Below are 22,203 nucleotides of genomic sequence, written 5' to 3' on the forward strand. Positions count from 1 at the left end.
CCAGACCTCAACAAAATTGAACAGTGCTGGTCTTGGTTGAAAAGTCGTATCCGCAAACAACTCCATCAGTTTAATTGTTTACGAGATGCGATCGAATATGTCCTTCGTTTAGTGTCCTAACCGCCTTGGCGGTTGCTATAACAGCAATCGCAGAACCGATCGCTGCAAAAATCGTCCCATCCCATCGATCCGATGGAGCGATCGTTTCATAGAATCTCCCACCAACAACCCCCTTCTTTATCTCGATCGTCCCATCACCCACTAGACTATATTTAGTAAGGGTTAAAGGGAGGCTGAATTGGTCGAAAGTAATGATATATCTACCTTACCCAGTTCTTCATCGCGTCGAGAACTGAGGGAATTAGTTCGTTCCCAGCTCCAAATGTTGCTCGAACAGCAAAATCTCGAAGGAGCGAAAACCCTGCTCGTGCCAGTTCAGCCGGTAGATATCGCCGATGCGATCGAAGGTCTCCCCGAAACCCTTTACGCCATCGCCTTTCGCCTCCTCTCAAAAGACGAAGCCACCCAAGTTTACGAATATCTCGACTCCAGCATCCAGCAATCCCTCGCCCAGAAATTCGCCCGCCAGGAAGTACTCGATATCGTCGATAATATGTCCCCAGACGATCGAGCCAGACTCTTCGACGAACTCCCCGCCACGATCGTTCGCCGCTTGCTCAAACAACTCAGTCCCGAGGAACGCCAAGCTACAAACCTGCTTTTGGGCTACGAAGCCGATAGTGCAGGGCGGATTATGACCCCAGAATACATCTCCCTCAAAGAATACTATACCGTTACCCAAGCCCTGGAGCGCATTCGCAGCCTCGCCCACGTCACGGAAACCGTTTATTCCCTATACGTCACCAATGCCCAGCGACAACTCACCGGCATCCTCTCCCTGCGGGATTTGGTGGTGGCGCAACCGGAGGATACCATTGGCGAACTGATGACCCGCGATGTAGTATCCGTTCCAACTGGGGCCGATCGCGAAGAAGTCGCCCGGATGATTCAACGCTACGACTTTCTCGCCATTCCCGTCGTCGATAGCGAGCAGCGATTGGTGGGTATCGTTACCGTGGACGATACCATCGATATTCTCGAAGCTGAAGCCACCGAAGATATCTACGCCTTGGGGGGGGTGCAATCTGACGGGGAAAACTACTTTCAAACCAACCTCTTCAAGGTTGCCCGCCAGCGCGTGGTTTGGCTGCTGGTGCTCTTGTTTACCAATACCCTCACCAGCGGCGTGATTCGTGCCAATGAAGGCATTCTAGAGCAAGTTGTGTCCCTGGCAATGTTCATCCCTCTTCTCATCGGTACGGGGGGTAACGTGGGCGCTCAGTCCTCCACCGTTGTGATTCGGGGGTTGAATATGGAGAAAATCGAATCGGGAGGGGCTGCCCGCATTATTCGCCGAGAAGCGATCGCCGGGGCACTCCTGGGGACGATGCTGGGGCTGATGGTGACGGTGGGAGCGTATGTCCTCCAAGGGGATTGGGTGGTTTCGATCGCCGTCGGTGTTAGTTTGGTGGCCATTTCGGTACTCGCATCGGTATCGGGTTCGGCACTGCCGATTCTGTTTCAATCCATCGGCTTCGATCCGGCACTGATGTCTGCTCCCTTTATCACCACAGCCGTAGATGTGTTGGGGGTATTAATTTATTTCAACGTTGCCAAGTTGATATTGCAACAGTAGGGGTCGGCTTACACACTGCCCGCCGTCATGGTGGCGATGTTTTCTTCCCACTTGCGCGGCGGACTTGCCCGGCGAATATTCCGCCAGATTTGAGTGGCAGCCAGCGTTCCGTCGGCAACGGCGATCGAAACTTGATTCAACCCCTTCTTCAAATCTCCCAAGGCAAAAATGCGATCGTGGGTGGTTTGAGCCATATCGTTGGTGACCAGGTTTTCGCCATCCCAGGTGAGACCGTCAATACCTTTTAAGTAATGGTTGTGATAAATCGACCCCATACTAATTAAACCGGTTGTCGCGTCTACCACCGTGCCATCTTCGAGTTCCACGTTACTCATCTGATGCTTTTCGCCGTGGAAGCGAGCGATGGGCGATTCGTAAAGGGGATACCCATGGTCGGCGAGTTTTTGCTTCATGGCATCGCTCACCGGGAACAGTCCGTGGGTGAGGACGGAAATATAGGGGGTGAACCAGTTCATGACGAAGGCGGCGTTAATTTGACCTTCGGAACCGGCAATCAGAACTGCCTTGCGATCCCACATATCGAAGCCATCGCAAATCATGCACACGTGTAGGGTATAACCGGCGTAGTCGTAGACGTTCTGCATATCCTCGAGCTGAGGCAAAACATCGATCACACCGGAAGCGGCGATGATATATTTACTGCGAAACACGGGATAAATACTGTCTTTTTTGCCCACTTTTACCCGTACGGCAAATGTATCTCCGTCGTCGGTGACCTCTTCAACGTAGCCCCGGAGTAAATCAGCTCCCCAGTCTACCGCTTGTTTGCTGCCGTGGTTGATCAGATCGCGACCGGGGGTATCGGGATCGAACCCCAAGTAATTGCGCAAATCTTGCATCCAAACCGATCGCCCTTTCCCCTTTTCCACAATCAGGCATTTGAGACCGTAGCGGGCTAAATAAATGGCCGCAGAGAGTCCTCCCATACCACCACCGACAACGATCGCATCGTAGAGGGTATCGAGTCGGGAATCGAGATTTTTGCTGGAAAGTTTCATCGTTAAGCCTCTAAATAATTGAGCAACCCCGATGGGCAATCTTCGGGGGAAGCCATGGTTCGATCGTTCAACGAATATCGCAGTAAGCTTTTGCTTTTAGTGTAAGACGATCGAGCATTGGCTCAAAGGAAACGGGAAGATGTTCTCATGTCTTGTCATCGAATTATCTAGCGATAGACCGTGGATTCGCCTAAGCCCACCAGGGGCGTTCCCCTGTCCGTGGGTCTAACTCATGCCAGGGATAGAGCCAAATCGCCTCGTTTTTGACAACAACCCGAGTGAGCTTGAGCGGCAGGGGCGCAGGGCCCCGGACCACTCGACCCCGTGAATCGTACAAAGACCCATGGCAAGGACATTGAAATTGTTGAGCGTTCGGGTTCCAAGGAAAGGTACATCCGAGATGAGTACAATTATCGACAATGCCCATTGGGGATAAAGTCCCATCATCGCGAACGGTTAGATAAGTGGGTTCTCCTGCTAAACCGGCAATTAATGCTCGGCTGCCGGGGGTTTCTGCTAAGATTTGACTCGCGAGAATGGGATTTCCGAGCTGGTCTTTAGCCAAAATTCCGCCATCTTCGCTGGTTTCTGACGGGGGGATGAAAAACTTGACCGCCGGATAAAGGGCTGCACCCGTTGTCGTGGCAACGACTGCCCCGGTCAAAAAGTTCAGCAATTTTCGTCGAGACAGGGACGGAGAGTCAGGTTGAAGGGAAAAAGATTCGTTCATGGGTGGATGTATTGGGTTAAGGGAGAAGATCGCCGTCAAAGGAAGACTGACGATGGGGGGCATGATGCTTAAAGTGCCGAATCTGTCTTTCGGGTACTGATTCCCAAGAGACGATAAAGACCGCAAAAACCCACCAAGCTTGTCAGAAGTGCGATCGCACCGGCAACCGTCAACCCGATGCCAACTGGGTAGTTAGCATAAACATTCAGACCCAAATCAAACAAGACTGCGGCAACGATGAAGCGAATGACTCGGTCTACGGTACCTACGTTACTAATCATGAGGTCACCTCCCATTCAGTAAGATTGAGTATTAGATGTCTATTAGAGTTGTTGGAAAATTGAAATCACTCCAATGCCGATGGCAACTGGGTTAAATCGAGTTGGGATAAAATAACGATACAAGCCAGTCTGGAGAGGGTTTCACGGATTTTTTGACCGATTCCCCAATCACTCTATTTAAGACTTCTTGAAGGACTGTTACGACCTTCACTACTACATTAGATAACCATCGAACATTCGGTCTGTGACAAAATCACACAGGTGACCTCGAAAGCATTCGCACTTCGATTGTTTCTCTTTCTTCTTGACGGTCCGCTGCCCACCTTTACCTGGGACTTGGGTTACAAGACCCCCGAGCGATCTTTGTTAACTCATTGAGCTTCAGAATTGAAATATTGCCTCGGGTCAGGTTTACAATTCCACGCTTTTCCAAATCTTTCAAAATTCGGCTCACCACTTCACGGGAACTGCCCAGTTCCCGAGCAATAGCCTCGTGGGTTGTCTGAACCGTAGCTCCGCTGCTGTCAGCCATTTTAAGTAAATAAGTCGAAATCCTTACATCCATCCGATGAAATGCAACCTCTTCAACCACTTCCATGACAACTGTCAGCCGCTGAGAAAGTAAACCAAAAATATAACCCTGCCAAGTTGGGTCTTGAGTCATCCAATCCCGCAGATGACTGGCGGAAATACCAATCGCCTCCACTGCGGTTTCCGCCACCGCAAAAGCCGGAAACTTCTGCTGGCTGAGGATGCAAGACGCTGTCAAGATACAACTTTCCCCTGCCTCAATGCGATAGAGGGTAATTTCTCGGCCCGAATTTCCCATTTTGTAGACACGAGCCGTTCCTGAGAGCACTAATGCCAGATGTTGACAGACATCACCCTCAAGACAAATAAATTGTCCTGCGGATAGTTTCAAGTGCTCGGACTGCCTGCAAAAGACCTCTTTTGTCTGTGGGGTCGTATTTGCCAAAAAAGGAAAAATAGCCAGAGCTGTCTCGAGGGGAGTGGCACCGTTTTGCATGGCAGAGTCATTAGCTCGGTCTAGTTGGAGGTTATTATACCTGTGGGAGAAATTAAAAATTGATACAATTTCTCTCTCCTTTCTCCCTTAACCCTTTTTCAGCAGCCGTCTATTCAGATCGAATGTCGACCCCGTGGATCTGGGAAGGCAAGTTAAACCCCATACGATCCGTTTTGGATTCTTCGATCGATGTCGCAGATCGACAAAAAGTGTAGGGAACGCCATCGCTCGAGCGATTCAACATGACTAAGGCCTGTCATCAGTTAGGCATACGCTCCGGACGAAGTCTCGGCTCTAGCGTTCGAGTGTTTGTTGGAGTGTTTTCCTTCGCCACAGGAAACGCAGGCGCGACTCAGGGGGGAGGATCTCCATTCAATCCTGATTCTGAAGGACTTCTCGATTTAACTGATAACAGACCCTAGTACTCCGACAAGCCAACTTGGCCCGGTCTCAATATTCTCTGCATTCCCGTTTTACAAGGTTTTTGCATGAGTGAGCACCATTCCTTTTTGAATTGGCGGAGTACTAGATTCCATCGGGGACGCTCTTTTAGGTTTACCTCGGAAGCGCTCCGGGGGAGTTAGCCCACAAAAGCCAAACGCGGTTCGGACACAGACCCAGCTTCTTCTCCTTTGAGGTAAGCCAACATCGTGTCAGCATCGGACACTTCAAAGGGGTCGTCGGAGGCATTATCTGCAAAACCAGGCTCGGCGAAGAACGTTTCGATCTTGCCATCGTTCACGAGCATGGAATAGCGCCAAGAACGCAAGCCAAATCCCAGGTTGGACTTTTCAACGAGCATACCCATCTTGCGGGTAAATTCGCCGTTTCCGTCCGGCAGCAAGAACACGTTCTTCGCTTCGATGTGCTTACCCCATTGGAACATCACGAAGGCATCGTTGACGGAGATGCAGATAATCTCATCCACACCTTGAGCTTTGAATTCATCGTACAGCTCTTCGTAACGGGGCAAGTGATTGGAAGAGCAAGTGGGGGTGAAGGCTCCCGGTAGCGAGAAAACGACGACCTTCTTACCGCCAAAAATCTCTTGAGTTGTTTTGTCCTGCCAGCGATAGGGGTTGGGTCCTTCTACGGACTCATCACGGACGCGAGTTTTGAAGACGACATCGGGTACACGATCGATAACTGCCATATTGACCTCTTCCTATGGGTTTGACAACAACGGATTTGAAAGCTGCATCAGTGGTGTTTGCTTGAATTGCTTTCGATACATCTCAGAATAATTCTTATTTAAGAATGAGTCAATGAGTATAAATACTTGTTTTAAAGATAGTTTACGAACTTAGTGCGATTCTCTCTTAACCTTGTTATCCTGAAGATGACCCGCACGTTAGAAGTATCGGGTCGTTCTGTGGAGAACGAGAGTATGGGAAAGCAAGCAGATCGGATCGTTCAAACCCTAAAAGCCAAAAAACTGCGAGTAACCCCGCAGCGATTTGCCGTGTACGCCAATTTACTCGGTCGTACCGATCACCCCACAGCCGAGCAAATTTTGCACGCTCTCAACCAAGATGCGCCCACATCCTCCCAAGCCACAGTTTACAGTTCCTTACAAGCCCTGCGAGATGTGGGACTGGTGCGGGAAGTCTTATTAGAAGAGGGGGTGTGTCGCTACGATGCCAATATTGCCCCCCACCATCATTTTCGCTGTCGGTGTTGCGGCAAGATCGAAGATATTGCTTGGGAACAGTTCCAAGGAATCGATTTGCAACAGCTTCGTCCGGGATTGAAGGTGGAAGATTACGAGTTAACGGTGCGCGGATTGTGCGATCGCTGCGATCTCGCTGCATCAGATGAGGTTTAGAGTGCCAACAAAATACTGAGTGCAACTAATACCAGCACGACTAGCAAAACCGGATGGCGTTGAATCCAAGGTCGGGGTTTATAGGTGGGTTTGAGGTCTATCAGCGGTTCGGCAACATCACGATAAAGGGTACAATCTCTTGCGTAGGGACGCTGGGGAAACGTGCAGGTATCGTCCGCATCGTAGGCACAACTCGCGCACAGGGATGCATCGTCAGTGGCGCGAGATAGGGGAATCCCCGGATGACCGTAAGCCGTCAGCTGCATACCGCAGTGAGGACAGGTGACGGCTAGTTTGGGTACGCTTTGGTGGCATCGAGGACAGTCGGACATAGCTCGTATTATAGCGGCTCGCTCTCGATCGGGATGCTACCCCATCAAAATCACGTTATCGATGACGTGAATGATGCCGTTATCTGCTTCGATGTCGGCTGCCACCACCGTTGCATTTTTAACTTCAAACTCATCGCCACAATCGATCGAAATCGGTGCGCCTTCGAGGGAAGTGACGGTTTCCAACTTCGCTAACTCATCGCGATTTAGCTTTCCCGAAACCACGTGATATTTGAGGATGCGTGCCAGTTGGGGGGGATTTTGGACTAAGGTTTGTACGGTCCCCGGCGGCAATTTCGCAAAGGCATCATCTGTGGGTGCGAAGACGGTAAAGGGACCGGGGGATTGCAAGGCTTCGACTAAACCCGCTGCTTGAACGGCAGCCACGAGGGTGGAAAAGCCGTCGGTATTCACTGCAATTTCAACAATATTTGCCATAGGAATTCGGAATTCGGAGTTCGGAAATGGGGAGACTGTAGGGGCACAAGCATTTGAGCGATGAATTATGGGTAAAACGAAATTTGACAAATCCAAATGCTTTGCCCTCCCCTGAGGTGACGCTTACCAATTATTCATTAACAAGACCTATCGGTACTCCTGATTTTGAATATCCCGCAACCGGGCTTCGGGTCGTTTGAAGCGATCGAGTTGCATTTCAAAAAACTCCCGATTTTTGCGTAAATGTTTTGGATTCGGGTCGTCGAGGGGATATAACAATGCCGTTCGTAAGGCTTGAATCACGGCAGAGGTCACGTTATACATCGATCGCTGAAAGGTAATCCCCAATTGAATCAAATAATCATCCTCGCCGCGACAATATTTTTGATAGTATTCTTCTAAATATTCTGGCAAGAAATGAAGCATATCTTGCATCAGCAATGTGGGCGGAATTCCCGCACTGCCGACGGGAAATACATCGGCATAAAGAATCCCGTAATGAAAGTCTTTTTGTTCGGCGGGAACTTGCTCGGCTTGGGCGTTATAGGATTTCGTGCCTCGGAAGGGGGCAGTACGATAAAACACCGCTTCAACGTAGGGTAATGCAGCTTCGTACAACCAAGTAAACCCTTTCGCCTTCGGGATGATTTCGTAGCATTCGCCCCGGATATAAACGTGATGGTAAATGGGACGACCGGCAACGGCAAAAATACCGTTTACGAGGAAATCCATCGCATCGGGAACGCCTTTAAATCCCCCTTCATCGTAAATATCCGACATTTCAAAAAAGACCGGAGCCATCACTTCCCAGAATAAGCCTAAGTTTGCATAATAGGAAAGTTCGCGAACTTTTTCGTAGAACATGTTGGGAAAGAGTTTGTACAATCCCAACATCAATGGATTGCCTTTAAAGTACGCTTTAATCGCCCGATCGGCATTGGCAATATATTCCGGGTCTTCTAAGTAATCGTAAAAGCGACCGCCCATCCCTTGATGCCACAGCATTGCCCGCATACAAGCTTCGGCAAACTCCATATTAATGCGATCGTGCCAGAGGTGGTGGAAGAGTTTCGGGCCGTTGAAGGTTTCACCGAACTTCATAAATTCCAAAAGTTCGGGATGAGCGGTTGCTTCTCCACGCCAAATTCGCAAGTCGGCATCGTCACCGGCATAGTGATTGTGTAACTCTAAATATTCTTTGGGTAAGAAGTATTTAAAAGCAGGTGTCGGGTCTAAGAAAACTCGTTCGGCGATGTAGAGTAAATCGCGCCAGTAGAAATCCATCGGGACGGCATAGGCTTTATATATCCCGATGATTTGCATTAAGTTTTCGGGGGTATCTGGCAGCATGGAACCCCCGGCTTCGAGGCGATGCACGACATCGGCAAATTCGTGACTGGAGGGGGGAAGTTTGGCTTGGGTGAGGGTGGTTGACATGGGGAACGGGGAATGGAGAATCGGGAATGATTTCAGTGGTAGGGTGGGCAGTTTTCGGATTCAGCGAGAACGTTATTTCGATCGCGTAACTGCCCACCTGATGCAATTTGGTTTGATCCGAACCATGGGAGTTTTATCTGTCGTGGTAGGGTGGCCAGTTTTTTGATTCAGCTAGAACTTTATGTTTGTTACAGAACTGCCCACCAAATCTATAGGATTTCTTGAATGGATGAGTTTTACCTGTAGGTGGTAGGGTAGACAGTTTTTTGATGCAGATAGAACCTCATGCTGTTTCCCAAATTGCCACCAAATTTAATTCGGTTTTACCGTAACCAATAATGGGATAATCCGATCGACATACACAAACGCCACTCACTATTTCACGAAGTTTTCCGGGATTGATGGCGCTGGGGCGATCGCGATCGCTTCGGATGTGACAATACTCTGGGCGATCGCATCGGTAGTCGGTTCCATCCACCGCAGCAACCAATTGGGTTGAACTCCCAAAACCAAAATAATCGCCGTTAACGCTAAAGCCGGAATTTGCTCGGAAAATAACACCCGAGGATAGTAGGCGAGTTTGTTATCGAGACGGCCAAAACAGGTTCGATTGAGCAAAATCGCAAAATAAACGGCGGTTAAACCCGAGGCTAAAATGCACAGCAGAGTGCAGATGGGAAACACGGAAAAACAGCCCTGGAAGACGATAAATTCGGCGGCAAATCCCACTAATCCCGGAATCCCCGCACTGGCCATTCCCGCCGTCACCAGCAGGGCACTCACCAGGGGTAATCCGCGAACGGGATTCATCAAGCCGTTGAGAACGTCGAGTTCCCGAGTTCCCACTTTTTCTTCGACGATACCGACGAGTTCAAATAGCAACGCCAGAATCAAACCGTGACTCACCGCTTGCGCCACCGCCCCGAGAACGCTGAGTTGGGTACTGGCGGCGGCGGCGACTAAGATGTAGCCCATATGCCCGATCGAACTGTAGGCCACCATCCGTTTGATATCTTTCTGGGCGATCGCGCTTAGGGCACCGTAAATCACCGTTACCGAACCGATAATCGCCAATCCGGGGGCGACTAAGGGCCACACCTCGGGAAACAGGTCTAAACCAAATCGCAGTAACCCGTAAACCCCCAACTTCGCCAGAATTCCCCCCAGCAAAATCGCAATCGGCGGGGCGGATTCGACGTAGGCATCGGGTTGCCAGGTGTGCAGGGGAACCAGGGGAATTTTAATGCCAAATCCAACCAACACCATCGCCAGCAAAATAAGTTGGGTTTTGGTGGATAATCCCGTCGTGGAGATGGTGTCTAAGTCGAAACTCGACGATCCCCCCAACCAGGCAATGCCGAAGAATGCCGCCAGAATTAAAATCCCCGAAACCGCCGTATAAATCAAAAACTTAGTGGCGGCGTATTGAGATTTCGATCCGCCCCAAATGGCAATTAGGAAGTAGACGGGAATGAGTTCGAGTTCGTAAAACAGGAGGAATAAAAGCAGGTTTTGGGCCAGAAATGCCCCGGTGACTCCCGCATTCACCAGAAGAACTAAGGCGTAGTACAACCGGGGACGGCTTGTGGTGGCGCGGGTACTGTAGAGGGCAAAGGTGGTGAGTAACCCGTTTAAAACCACCAGAGGTAAAGCCAGCCCATCCACTCCCAAGCTGTAGCTTAAGCCGATGGGAGGAACCCAGGGGAAATATTCGGCAAACTGAATGCCGCTATTGGCCAGATCGAGTTGGGTTAGCAGCCAAAAGCTGTAGCAGAACAAACCGGCAGCGACTGCCAATGCCGTTCTGCGGGGCAGCGTCGAACCTTCGGATGTGGGCAAAAACCCGATGAGAATCGCGCCGAGAATGGGGACGAGAATTAAAGCCGTAAGCATCGTTAACGTCAGTTCGGGATAAGACAGTGTCTGGTTAGGGTGGGGTGTGGGGTGTGGGGTGTGGGGAATAGAAAAGCCTCATCCTCCATTCTGGTGAGTCAGAATTTGAGTTTTCGATCGAGCATCTCAATCTAAAGTTGGGGAATCGCACTTTCCTACCCACCTCCTTTCGGGGAAGCCCCACCAGACATTCGGGCAGGGGAGGCAAAACCCCGGCGTCTCTGGCGTTGTATCGAACGCTAGAGCGTCCAAATTAACCTAGAAATCCAGAAAACACCATTGCCAAAGGAGTCAGCAGCGGCCAGAGGGCAACGAACAGGAACAAACTCACCCCCAGCAAAATCGAGAGGACGTAGAATTGCGCTTGTCCGGAAATGTTGTAGCGCAAACTTTGTCCGCCCAACACCGTCGCCAAACCCACCAAGTTCACCACCCCATCGACGATAAAGCGATCGAACCAGTAGACGATTCGCGAGACGAGTCCCACCGCAAAAACGATGGTGACTTTATAAACCTGGGCAGTGTACAAATCGTAGGCAAAGAAGTCTTGCAGGAACTTTGGGCCGAAACGGACGGGTTTTTTCCAGTTGGGATTCAAGTAAATCAGAGAACCCAGGGCAAATCCATCCACGGTGAGGAACACCAAGGGAACCACAACGGTGCGATTGACACTGGCAAAATCCGGTAAAAGCTGCCACCGATCCAAAAGTATGGGGACGTGCAGCGCCAATCCCATCAAGATCGTCGTCGGCAACACTAGCAACCACAACCCTTCGGGCGATCGCAGGGTCATTTCGGTGGGTTTGCCGCCAAACATCAACCCAAACAAGCGGGTAACGCTAAAAGCGCACAAACCGTTCACCGCCAGTAACACCCCAAATAACCAGGGTTGGTACGTCCACAGGAAATCGGCCATGTCGACCAACGCCCAGAAGCCCCCCAGGGGCGGAAATGCCACTAAAGACCCCGCCCCCACCAACACGCAAATGCCCGAAATAGGACGGCGCGACCACAATCCGCCGTACTGGGTTAAGTTTTGGGTAATGTTATTGAGAACGATGCCCCCGGTACTCATCACCAGCAACGACATGGCGATGGTGTAGGTAAAGAGAAGCGTCAACGCCGTTTGAGTTTGCCCGGTTCCGACAGCGACGAATACTAACCCCATATAGGCACTGACGAGGTAGGATAGCACCCGTTTGAGGTCGATTTGGGCGATGGAAATCAGCGATGCGCCGATGGCGGTGACTGCCCCTACCCAAATAATGACTTGAGAGGCCGCAGGAGATAGGGCCAGGACCGGTTGCAGTTTAATTAGCACCCACGCCCCAGTGGCGACAACGACGGTATTGCGCAGAACCGTGGCTGGATAGGGGCCTTCCATGGCTTCATCCAACCACAGGTGAAGGGGAAATTGAGCGCATTTGGCGATCGGACCGGCAACCAAGGCTAAGGTGAGTAGGGTGGCGACTTTGGGTTCGAGTTGTGCCGTTTGCGCCCACTCGGCTAACTCGGTGTAGTTCCAGGTTCCGGCAATGGGCAGCAGGGCAACCACCGCCATGAGCAACACCAAATCTCCCACCCGCTTGGTGAGGAAAGCATCTCGCGCCCCGGTAACCACCAGGGGTTGGTTGTACCACATGCCGACGATCAGATAGGTTCCCAGGGTGAGGATTTCCAGGACGACGTAACTGAAAAAGAGGGAATCGCACAGGACGAGCAAACACATTCCCGCTTCAAATAAAGCAATTAGGGAATAAAATCGCGCCCATCCCCAGTCCATTTCTAAATAGGCAACGGCGTAGATTTGGACGAGTAAATTGAGTCCGGCAATCAGGGCGGCGGCCCCAACAGTTACCGTAGAAATTGCTAAATCTAGGGTGATGTTTAACCCCGCAGCATGAAGCCAGCTAAAGGATAAATATTGGGGCGGTTGACCCCAAACTTCTTCAAGGGCGAGCAAGCTATGGGCAAAGGCTAAAAGGGTCAGGAAAATACTGATGTATCCCGCCGGTCGCGGTCCCGTGCGCCGAATGAATCCCGGCGACCAAGGAATAGCTAGCACTGCCCCCATGAGGGCATAGCAAGGTACCAGCCAGATGGTCTGACTGAATATTTGTGTCATTGATTTTCCTCAAAAACAAATCACCCCAGGATCGGCTTTATAAATGTCTTGAACCTGGAATTTTTTAGAGTTTTACGTTTTCTATTTTAGTGAAAGACTGAAGGTTGAGTTTTGACGCGATCGCAGATTCTAAAATCTTGAAGTTCGGACACTTCATACTTTTGATAGACAATTGTCTATGCTTACAATAGAAAACCTTAGATTGTTACGTCAAAAACAGTTTTTTCTTCAGAAAATCTATAATTTCTATAGATTAAACTGTTTCAACAAATAAAATCAAGAAAAACTTTAGATCGTTCGATTTTAGAAAATATAAGCAAGTCTTATATCGCGATCGCCACGACGTTGTGAAGGTAGACCGCAGGTGTAGAATGAGTCGGATACGGGGATGCGGACAACTCGAGGGTCAACGAGTATCTTTCTCCGGTCTCCCCCGACGCTCTCATTTCCCCCGACGATCGCCCGCCAAAGTGTCCTCACGATCCTGAAATATCTCCAGAACCGGCGAGCGAGTTGAGACGATCGCGGGGGCGCGACCTCGACCTGCTAGCATCAATGTGGTGAAGGTGAAGTCGTAGGAGCAGTGGCGTGAAACCGATCGGGGTCGATTTATTTGCCGGGGCGGGGGGATTGAGCTTGGGATTCGAGCAAGCGGGTTTTGACGTTCTCGCTGCGGTAGAAATCGATCCCGTTCACTGTGCCACCCACGAGTACAATTTCCCCCATTGCACCACCATTTGTCAGAGTGTTGCCGAGGTTACAGGTCGAGAAATTCGGGAGCGATCGAAAATAGGCGATCGCAAGATAGACGTGCTCTTCGGCGGTCCTCCCTGCCAGGGATTTTCCCTGATTGGCAAGCGCCTCCTCGACGATCCCCGAAATACCTTGGTGTTTCATTTCATTCGCCTCATTCACGAACTTCGACCCAAGTATTTCGTCATGGAAAATGTGAAAGGGATGGCGATCGGCAAGCATCAAGATTTTATTTTAGAAGTCATCGATAAAATTCAGAATGATGGCTACGAAGTTCTGTTGCCCTATCAAGTGCTCAACGCGGCATACTACGGCGTCCCCCAAAATCGCGAACGACTGTTCTTAATGGGTGCGCGTCGGGATTGCCTGCTGCCGGAGTATCCCTCACCGGTTACCAAACCTGCCAATTCCACCAAAAAGCGCGATCTCCAACACCATCACCTCCCCGATAGTCCGACGGTTTGGGATGCGCTGCAAGACTTACCCGACATCGAACAATATGGGGAACTCCATCACCGGGATTGGGTGAGGGCAACCTTCGGAAGTGCCAGTGTCTACGGGGAAAAACTCCGTAATGCTTCTGAAGACACCCAAGACTATTCCCAATCTCGTCAGTTCGATCGAACCGTACTCAATGCAAGCGGACGCACCCGACATAGTCCGAAATCCATGGCACGATTCGAGGCCACAAAACCGGGAGACACCGAACCCGTCAGTCGATTCCACAAACTCGATCCCCAAGGGGTTTGCAATACCCTCCGGGCCGGAACCCCCAGCAGTCGCGGCGCATTTACCTCTCCACGTCCCATCCATCCTTATCTTCCCCGTTGCATTACCGTACGCGAAGCCGCCCGATTGCACTCCTATCCCGACTGGTTTCGGTTTCACACCACCAAATGGCATGGGTTTCGGCAAATTGGCAATTCCGTTCCACCGTTGTTGGGGCGATCTGTTGCCGAGCAAATTGTCAAAGTTTTAGGGGCGAAACCGTCGAAGCTAACGGAATTGTTACCTCTTGCAAATGAGGAGTTGCTATCGCTGACGATGGCTCAAGCTGCTCGATATTATGGCGTTGCGAGTGATGTGATTCCTCAGCGGCGCAGTTATAAACACGAGGGAAATGGATGAGGAGAGGAACGATTTCAAATCCGATCGAATCACCAGAATTTAACCTCTCGGGTTGGGAAGTCACCACGTCCAAGACAATCCTCTTCCGTGGCAAAAACCTTTGACTCTTCAGACCCCCGGACGGGTGGAAGCAGCCTTCGCATCGATATGAGTCAACATTATCGATGTGCCAATGTTGCCCAAACTCCAGATGTAGAAGACAATTGAAAGGTCGAGCTTCGTTTTGAGTATCAGCTCGATCGCCCCTTCCCCTTGACTTGAGTGCGATCGCATCATTAACCAGTTCCAAGAGCCGACACACTCCCAATTCCTAACCCCGTCAACTCAAAGCCACTCAGGAGCATTCATGAACCGGGCCAACTCTCCCTTTTGGCGAACCTCTGCTGCCGTTTGCGCTTTGGGACTCGTCGCCACACCCATAAGCGCGCAAATTACCCCCGATGCCACCTTACCGAACAATTCAGTGGTTCTTCCCAATGGCAACGTCCTCACCATTGAAGGGGGAACGGAAGCTCGAAACAACCTTTTCCACAGTTTTGAGGAATTTTCCATCCCCACGGGAAGGGAAGCCTTTTTCAACAACGCCCTGACCATCGACAATATCATCACCCGCGTCACGGGAGGCAATCTTTCCGACATCGATGGGTTGATTCGCGCCAACGGGACGGCAAACCTATTTCTAATCAACCCCAACGGCATCCAATTCGGACCCAATGCCAGCTTAGAGATTGGGGGTTCGTTTCTCGGGAGTACCGCCGAGAGTCTGCTGTTTGAAGATGGAAGTTTCTACAGCGCCACCGAACCCAATGCATCCCCCTTGCTGAGTGTTAACGTTCCAGTAGGATTGCAGTGGAACCAAACGACTCCAACCGCAACTACCTTGCAAGGAACGACCCTCAACGTCGCCAACGGTGAAACCCTCAGTTTACTCGGAGGAAACGTGACCCTCACCGGCAGTACCTTAAACGCGCCGGGAGGACGAGTAGAACTGGGAGGATTATCCGCACCGGGAACGGTTCGACTGAATGGATTGGCAAACGGATTCCAAGGATTGAGTTTTCCCGAAGGGGTATCTCGTAGCGATGTCTCCCTGAGTGACGGCAGTGCGGTCAACGTTGCTGGTGGTGGAAATGGGAATATTGGTGTTAATGCTCGGAACCTGACGCTATCGGGGAGCGAACTGCAAGGGGGACTCGGTGAAGGTCTCGGTTCTGCCGACTCCGTGGCAGGGAATCTGAGCATCGACGTAACGGGAAATACAACGCTGGGTGGTCGAAGTTCGATCGCCAACGACGTGGAAACGGGGGCAATTGGTAACGGAGGTCAGATTGAGCTAATAACGGGTTCCCTAACCCTGACGGGAGGTTCGCGAATTCAAACGGTGACCAACTCCACGGGAACCTCCGGAGAGATTGTCGTCAATGCCAATGGTGTTATCGAGATTTCCGGCTTCACCGACGATGGTTTATTTAGCGGCATTCTATCCCGTTCGGCCACCCAAACGAGTGGAACGGGGGGAAATATCACCATAAACAATCCCCAGAATGCCCTCACTCTCTCCAATCGAGGATTTATCGGTGCGGTAACTAACAGTAGCAGTGATGGTGGAACTATTGAAACGAATCTGAATACCTTAACCCTAGAAACCGGGGGACAAATCGTCACGGCGACAACAAATGCAGGTCATGCCGGAGATATTACCATCAACGCCGCCGAACGAGTCAGTCTTGCTGGCGAAAGTGATGATTTTATCTTTAATCCCTTCCTCGATTTACCGGTATTCGACCTGAATACATTAGCGTGGCTGAGCGAACCCAATCCCAACGTTGAAGCCTCGGAGACAATTCCCTACGTATCCGTCGAACGGACTCCCACCGAAATTGTCAGCGGCACGACGCTGTTTGGGAACGCCGAAGCTGGAGTGGACTACTATTCCTTTTCGGTGACCCAAGGCGGTAGCCGAGGCATCTTCGATATTGATGGTGGCTTTAATAATGCCCCCGGAAATGTAAATGCCCAGATATTCCTCTTTAATCGGGGCACGGGGGAACAATTACGTCAGAATTCCATCGTGGGTCAATTCGATCCCGGCAGCCAAAACACATCGGGTCCTTTAAATTTCGATCCCCTCATTGACATCACGTTGGACGAGCCAGGAGTTTATCTTCTGGGAATCAGTGCTGAGGTTTCGATTGCTGGGGATAACCAGTTAATTCAAGGCAATACCTTACAACCGGGCGATACCTACACCCTGAATGTTTCCTTAGAAAATCAAGGCACCGAAGGGGTTGCCTTACCAGTCGATCCCTTCAACCCGGATAACTACAATCCCAACCTCGAAACCCGCAGCGGGGTCTTGTCCGAATCATCGGGTCTAGGCAATGGGGGCACCCTGACGATAAATACCCCAGAGTTAATCCTCAACGACAGCGGCACCATTACTTCATTAACCTCCGATGCGGGCCGTAGCGGCAATATTTTCCTGAATGTCCCCAACTCGATCGAGGTTCGCAATGTCTCCTCCATTGAAAATATCACCGAGGGGAGCGGGAATGCTGGCAAGATCGCCATCGACACCGGGCGTTTGCAAGTCTTTACTGGCTCGATAAGTTCTAGAACGACCGATCGGGGAAATGCTGGAGATATCGAGATTCTAGCCCGGGAATCTGCGATTTTGAACGGGGAAAATGCCGGAGGTGGAATATTCTCTGAAGTGAGCGGTGGAACCGGTGATGGAGGCAACATTACCATCGACACTCCACTCTTGAGGGTACTCAATGGTTTTGGGATTAGTTCGACGACCCTGGGAGCGGGAAATGGAGGCACCATCGAGATCGATGCGGATGTCGTCGAAGTCATCTCCGATCTCGAAGGGGGTGTCAGAATTTCCGACCGAGGGTTGCCGACCCTGACCGGTAGCAACTTACTCTCAATATCCTTTGGAGAGGGAAATGGTGGGTCCATCGACATCGAAACCCGGCAGTTACGACTCCTCGATGGAGGGAACATCATTGCGAATGCTCAAAGGAGTGGGGATGCTGGGGATATTGTCATACGTGCCTCTGAAGAGGTGATTCTCGAATCTGCCTCTTCAGCGATTCTCGAATCTGCTGAAGCCGTGATTCCCGAATTTATCGATCTCGATCGGTTGTTCCGCTCTGATTTGACTATCGGTGCCCAAATTAGCAGTACCGGTGATGGAGGAAATCTCTCGATCGAAACGGGACGATTGCATCTGACTCGAGGAACAATTAATGCTTCGACTCGGGGGGCGGGTAATGGCGGCAACGTGACGGTCAGAGCGACCGAGGTAGAAATTGGTCGTGTCAGCGAGTTCAATGCTTCGGTTGACAGATTTTCCACCGGTGATGGGGGCAGTATTCTTGTGGAGGCAGATCGATTGCGTGTTGTGGATGGGGGGCAGATCTCGGCGGCCACGGTGGCGGATGGAGATGCGGGGAATATTACCCTCAACGTCGATGCCCTTGAGGTCGCCGGTCTGTCTGAGGATGGGGATGCCAGTCAGATTTCCGCCCTCAGCCAGTCGGATTTTGCAGCAGGAACCATCGACATCGATACCAATACCCTAACGGTACGCGATGGGGGAGAAATTACCGTCAGCAGTTCCGGTTCGGGAAACGCGGGGAACCTCAATATCGATGCCAATTCTCTTTTCCTGGATACCAACGCCCGCCTCAACGCCGACCTGCAAGCGGGAACCCAAGGAAACATTACCCTGAATACGGCAGATTTGCGCCTGCGTCGCGGCAGCCGCATCACCACCAACGCCACGGGAGATGCCACCGGAGGCAATATCAATCTCGACACGGAAACTCTCGTGGCACTCGAAAACAGCGATATCAGTGCCAACGCCGAACAAAGCTTTGGCGGACAGGTAAATATTGCGGCTGATGGTATCTTCGGCACTCAGTTCCGAGAAGTGCTGACTCTCGAGAGCGATATTACGGCAACATCGGCATTGGGAGCAGAATTTAGCGGTGCGGTGCAAATCCAAACCCCCGTCGTCGATCCGGCATCGGGATTGGTGGCGTTAGATGGCGACACCCTCAACCCCGAGACTCAAGTGCGAAACGCTTGCGCCGCAGCAGTAGGGAATCGCTTCGTTCTGGGTGGAAGAGGAGGGTTTCCCGAAGACCCCACCCAATATTTGCGGGGACAAACGGTATGGCGAGATACTCGTTTGGGGGAAATCCAGAGTGACCTCACCCCAAATCCCACGGACCCCGCACCGGATACATCTGCTATACCCACTGCGCCGTTAGTGGAAGCAACCGGATGGATAACCAACGATCGCGGACAAGTTGAGTTAGTCGTTGCATCGGGCAACCCATCCCATTCATCCTGGCAATCCCATCCAGAATGCGACTCCGTTTCTCCAGAATCCGCTCCAATCGAGTCTTCTGTACGGTCAGTAACGCAATAACCGCCTATTCCCGATCGAAATCTACATGTTTGAAAAACAGACGTTATGGATGTTTGTTGCCGATCGATTTTTCTCGATACACCAACAACCCCACTCCCGTCCCCAAACCGGCGATCGCTGCTGGCACCAGGGGTATCCAACCACCTCGGGAGAGAATCAACCAACAGGAACCATAGAGAACGATCGCCCCCAAACCAATCGCAATCCCCTTCCATTTGAGCGATCGACCGTACCAGACGATCGCCCCCCCAGCCACAGCCCAACCTCCAATCCACAGGATCTCCCCCCACACGGGCCACCACCAAATCAGGGGACGCCGTTCTTGTGGATCGGCAGCACTGAGGATTTGACCGATCGTATGGGCGTGGATGTACAATCCCCGCATCCGACCGTAGGGGGTTTCGTGGTAGTCCTGGATGCTGCTGGCGGTAATTCCCACTAACACGATCCGATCGCCAACCCAATTGGGATTAAAGCGATCGCTACCCTCAATAACATCCCGAATCGTCACCTGTTGGGCGATTTGCGGCGTTTTGCGATACCGAATTAGCAGTTGGTTCCCCCGCGCGTCTAGGGTTTGATAGCCGCCGCTACGAGGTTGCAGGCGGTGCGCCACCATATCCCCGAACTTCCAGTCTTTCCCCGCTGTCGTTACCGGAATCTCTCGGGTATTCAAATATTGATAAACCAACTTCCACGCCAGGGACTTATCCGCCAGACATCGAGACGGGCGATCGATGGGGTTGGCACTGCGGGATAAGAGGTAGCGGCGGATGGTGTAATCCTGGGGATTGACGGTGCTATCGTTGTCGAGATCGATAAATCCCACCTGAGATTCCGGCAGCATCGGCGGTGGGGCGATACTACTTTCGAGATTTTCGCCAAAGGCACAGGGGGCAATGAGATTGGGATGTTTCTGAAACTGCGCCACCAGGTCTTGGTGTCCCGGTTCGACGGGAACGTCCCGAATTAAATCCAAACCGATGGCGGCGGGTTCGTGGCGTTCTAATGTTTCGATGAGTTGGGCGAGGACGGCATCGGGAATCGGGTAGCCGTACCGACGCATATCCTCTTCATCCGCCCCCACGATTAAGATGCGCTTATCGGCGGATTCTGCCGGTTGCCAGCGCATGAGGCGATCGAATGTTTTTAACTCCAGGGGTTCGAGAACACCCAGCAATCGCATCCCCACGACGGCAACGGTGGCGATCGCGCTGGCGATGGTTCCCGCGCGCCAAAACTTGGGGCGATCGACCCCCGGTAACTCCTCCCCATCCCGATAAGCCAGTTCGTAAATGGGCAGGTTGCCGATTCCTTTCAACTTCGCCCGTCCCCGAGAACGAACCCTTAGTCCCGCAATCGCTGCACTGCGAACAAAAACCGCCGTCACTTCCGAGAGCAAAATTTGTTGCCCCTTCGCCAACCCCGAAACGCGGGCGGCATAGTCCACTTCCTGACCGATAAAGTCCCGGCCATCGGGAAGGGGCGAACCGGTATGCATCCCCATGCGCACTTGCAGGGAACCCAAGGGGGTGGGAATGGGAGCGTCGAGATGACTTTTTTGAACGCTCGCCGCCCATTGCGCGGCTTGGGCGGCACTGGAGAAAATTATAAAATAGGCATCTCCTTCCGTCTTCACCACCCGTCCGCCAAACTCCTCCAAACGGGCTTCGATTCGATCGCGATGGGGTTGGAGAATGGTATCGAAATAGAGGCGGTTGCGGGCTTGGATATCGTTGCCGGGGAGGTAGTTCTTAAGGGTTGTGGAATTGACCAAATCCGAAAACACCATGGTCACGGGGCGATCGGGGACACTGGCAATCTCCACGTCCGTTTCCTGGATTTGTTCCCCGCACAAAGACTCCCAGGTGGGGGGTAAAACGGCGGGATTCTGACAAATCACCGGCAACCAACTCGCACCGGGAAACTCCCCTTCCAAACCCTGCAACCGTTCGCGGGCTTCCCGCACCGATAGGTACAGGGATTCGCCACTGGCAAAAGCCGCCAAAAAATATTTGAGAAACACCTGCGCCACTCGATCGGAAACCGGTTCGCGCATGACGATCGGTTGGGGGATATTCAAATCGGAGAGCGATCGCGCCAACCCCAGTCCATCGCAAGAGTTAAAAATCGCCAACTGCAACCCCCGTTCGATCGCTTTTTTGAGGGCATTTTTGAGTTGGGGAATCGTCAGGCTATCGGTGGGGTTGATATAAATCCGTCCCGTTTCGTCCTCTGTTTGGCTGTGTCCGGCAAAAAAGAGAATATCCCAACCCCCCGTGTCCCATAGCGTCTCATCTAACTCGTGGCGTTGGGGTTCTTCGAGAAACACCAACTCCGCACCGGGCAATGTTTCGAGTAACTGTTTGTCTGCCCCTAAATTGATGCCGGTACTATCTCCTAAAATCGCTAAAATCCGCACTCGACCGTCTCTCGATCGAGAAATCGGATTGGGGACCTGTTGGTATTCGGGCAAACTCAGGGCAATTTCGGCACGGGGATAGTCTTCAAAAAAATGCCACAGATGCCAGGGAAATTGGCGCACCCGATCGTCTTGGGCTTCGAGAATCACGTGAATCTCGTCGGTGGGATTCAGGTGAGTGCGCAATTGCCGATCGATTTTACTGAAGGACTCCCCTGCCAGCCAGTTGTTGAGTTGGCCATGAAGTTGTTCGCTGAGGCGATCGAACTCCACCATAGAAAAATTGGTATCGTCTTCCTCTTCGATTTCGATGGCTTCCCCACCGCCACCGCGCCGCCAAAACCGATATTGAGCCATGGCTGCGTATAAAAACTGCCAACGAGCGTACAATTCCCACAGGTGGGGGGCAGCCGGCAAACTCCCCGTAATTTTCACGCGGGTGAGACCGTCCATTTGACCGATCTGAGCGCTTACCGTCCCAAAGCCCTCGGACCAATTGCCACGACCCAGATTTAAGATGACGAACTGACACATCCCGACAATCGTTTAATCGCTTTTGAGGGTTTTTCAACTCGATTGTAGATGACCGAAGACCGAACCCAATATCTTCCCAACTCACTCCTTGAGTCTTTTCTTCTAGGGTAATGCTTGTC

16 protein-coding genes and 1 pseudogene are annotated in these 22,203 nt (G+C 51.6%); 5 read left to right on the forward strand and 12 right to left on the reverse strand.

Annotated features, from left to right (window positions below; translation table 11 throughout):
• Positions 1-120, forward strand: a pseudogene (locus AC2215_RS21515) (IS630 family transposase); the annotation flags it as partial.
• A gap of 178 nt (positions 121-298) precedes the next feature.
• Positions 299-1,696: a magnesium transporter gene (gene mgtE, locus AC2215_RS21520; RefSeq protein WP_486812065.1), complete on the forward strand. Its 1,398-nt coding sequence runs from the start codon at positions 299-301 to the stop codon at positions 1,694-1,696.
• A gap of 8 nt (positions 1,697-1,704) precedes the next feature.
• On the opposite strand, the gene AC2215_RS21525 is transcribed toward mgtE, so the two are convergent.
• The 5 genes from AC2215_RS21525 to AC2215_RS21545 form a co-directional block, all read right to left on the reverse strand.
• On the reverse strand, positions 1,705-2,715 hold the full coding sequence (locus tag AC2215_RS21525; RefSeq protein WP_486812066.1) for an NAD(P)/FAD-dependent oxidoreductase: 1,011 nt from the start codon (positions 2,713-2,715) through the stop codon (positions 1,705-1,707).
• A 190-nt stretch (positions 2,716-2,905) separates the two neighbouring features.
• Positions 2,906-3,445, reverse strand: coding sequence for a cytochrome b6-f complex iron-sulfur subunit (petC, locus tag AC2215_RS21530; RefSeq protein WP_486812067.1), 540 nt, complete (start codon positions 3,443-3,445; stop codon positions 2,906-2,908).
• A 68-nt stretch (positions 3,446-3,513) separates the two neighbouring features.
• Entirely contained in the window at positions 3,514-3,726 is a 213-nt protein-coding gene (locus tag AC2215_RS21535) for a YgaP family membrane protein (RefSeq protein WP_486812068.1), read from the reverse strand.
• A gap of 325 nt (positions 3,727-4,051) precedes the next feature.
• The gene (locus AC2215_RS21540; RefSeq protein WP_486812069.1) at positions 4,052-4,648 is read right to left on the reverse strand and encodes a Crp/Fnr family transcriptional regulator; all 597 of its coding nucleotides are present in this window, start codon (positions 4,646-4,648) and stop codon (positions 4,052-4,054) included.
• A gap of 685 nt (positions 4,649-5,333) precedes the next feature.
• Complete coding sequence (locus AC2215_RS21545; RefSeq protein ID WP_486812070.1) at positions 5,334-5,906, reverse strand: redoxin family protein; 573 nt, start codon at positions 5,904-5,906, stop codon at positions 5,334-5,336.
• A gap of 186 nt (positions 5,907-6,092) precedes the next feature.
• Between AC2215_RS21545 and AC2215_RS21550 the strand changes: the two genes are divergently transcribed.
• Positions 6,093-6,578, forward strand: coding sequence for a Fur family transcriptional regulator (locus tag AC2215_RS21550; protein WP_486812071.1), 486 nt, complete (start codon positions 6,093-6,095; stop codon positions 6,576-6,578).
• Here the strand turns inward: AC2215_RS21550 and AC2215_RS21555 are convergent.
• From AC2215_RS21555 to AC2215_RS21575, 5 genes are all read right to left on the reverse strand, one after another.
• Entirely contained in the window at positions 6,575-6,910 is a 336-nt protein-coding gene (locus AC2215_RS21555) for a double zinc ribbon domain-containing protein (protein WP_486812072.1), read from the reverse strand. The genes AC2215_RS21550 and AC2215_RS21555 overlap by 4 nt on opposite strands.
• 36 nt (positions 6,911-6,946) lie before the next feature.
• Entirely contained in the window at positions 6,947-7,348 is a 402-nt protein-coding gene (locus AC2215_RS21560; protein ID WP_486812073.1) for a fasciclin domain-containing protein, read from the reverse strand.
• A gap of 147 nt (positions 7,349-7,495) precedes the next feature.
• Positions 7,496-8,785, reverse strand: coding sequence for a CO2 hydration protein (locus AC2215_RS21565; protein ID WP_486812074.1), 1,290 nt, complete (start codon positions 8,783-8,785; stop codon positions 7,496-7,498).
• Positions 8,786-9,160: 375 nt separating this feature from the next.
• Positions 9,161-10,678 carry an NADH-quinone oxidoreductase subunit M gene (locus AC2215_RS21570; RefSeq protein ID WP_486812075.1) on the reverse strand — a complete coding sequence of 506 codons (1,518 nt, stop codon included), beginning with the start codon at positions 10,676-10,678 and terminating at the stop codon, positions 9,161-9,163.
• A gap of 253 nt (positions 10,679-10,931) precedes the next feature.
• On the reverse strand, positions 10,932-12,803 hold the full coding sequence (locus tag AC2215_RS21575) for an NAD(P)H-quinone oxidoreductase subunit F (protein WP_486812076.1): 1,872 nt from the start codon (positions 12,801-12,803) through the stop codon (positions 10,932-10,934).
• 588 nt (positions 12,804-13,391) lie between these two features.
• On the opposite strand from AC2215_RS21575, the gene AC2215_RS21580 reads away from it, so the two are divergent.
• Positions 13,392-14,684 carry a DNA cytosine methyltransferase gene (locus tag AC2215_RS21580; RefSeq protein WP_486812077.1) on the forward strand — a complete coding sequence of 431 codons (1,293 nt, stop codon included), beginning with the start codon at positions 13,392-13,394 and terminating at the stop codon, positions 14,682-14,684.
• A gap of 108 nt (positions 14,685-14,792) precedes the next feature.
• On the opposite strand, the gene AC2215_RS21585 is transcribed toward AC2215_RS21580, so the two are convergent.
• The gene (locus AC2215_RS21585) at positions 14,793-14,960 is read right to left on the reverse strand and encodes a hypothetical protein (protein ID WP_486812078.1); all 168 of its coding nucleotides are present in this window, start codon (positions 14,958-14,960) and stop codon (positions 14,793-14,795) included.
• A 70-nt stretch (positions 14,961-15,030) separates the two neighbouring features.
• Here AC2215_RS21585 and AC2215_RS21590 point away from each other — a divergent pair, with 70 nt between their 5' ends.
• Complete coding sequence (locus tag AC2215_RS21590) at positions 15,031-19,128, forward strand: two-partner secretion domain-containing protein (RefSeq protein ID WP_486812079.1); 4,098 nt, start codon at positions 15,031-15,033, stop codon at positions 19,126-19,128.
• A gap of 43 nt (positions 19,129-19,171) precedes the next feature.
• Here AC2215_RS21590 and AC2215_RS21595 read toward each other — a convergent pair whose 3' ends face one another.
• Positions 19,172-22,084, reverse strand: a complete 2,913-nt coding sequence (locus AC2215_RS21595; protein WP_486812080.1) for a CHASE2 domain-containing protein — start codon at positions 22,082-22,084, stop codon at positions 19,172-19,174.
• Positions 22,085-22,203 lie beyond the last annotated feature (119 nt).

This window comes from Zarconia sp. (genome assembly GCF_057467645.1).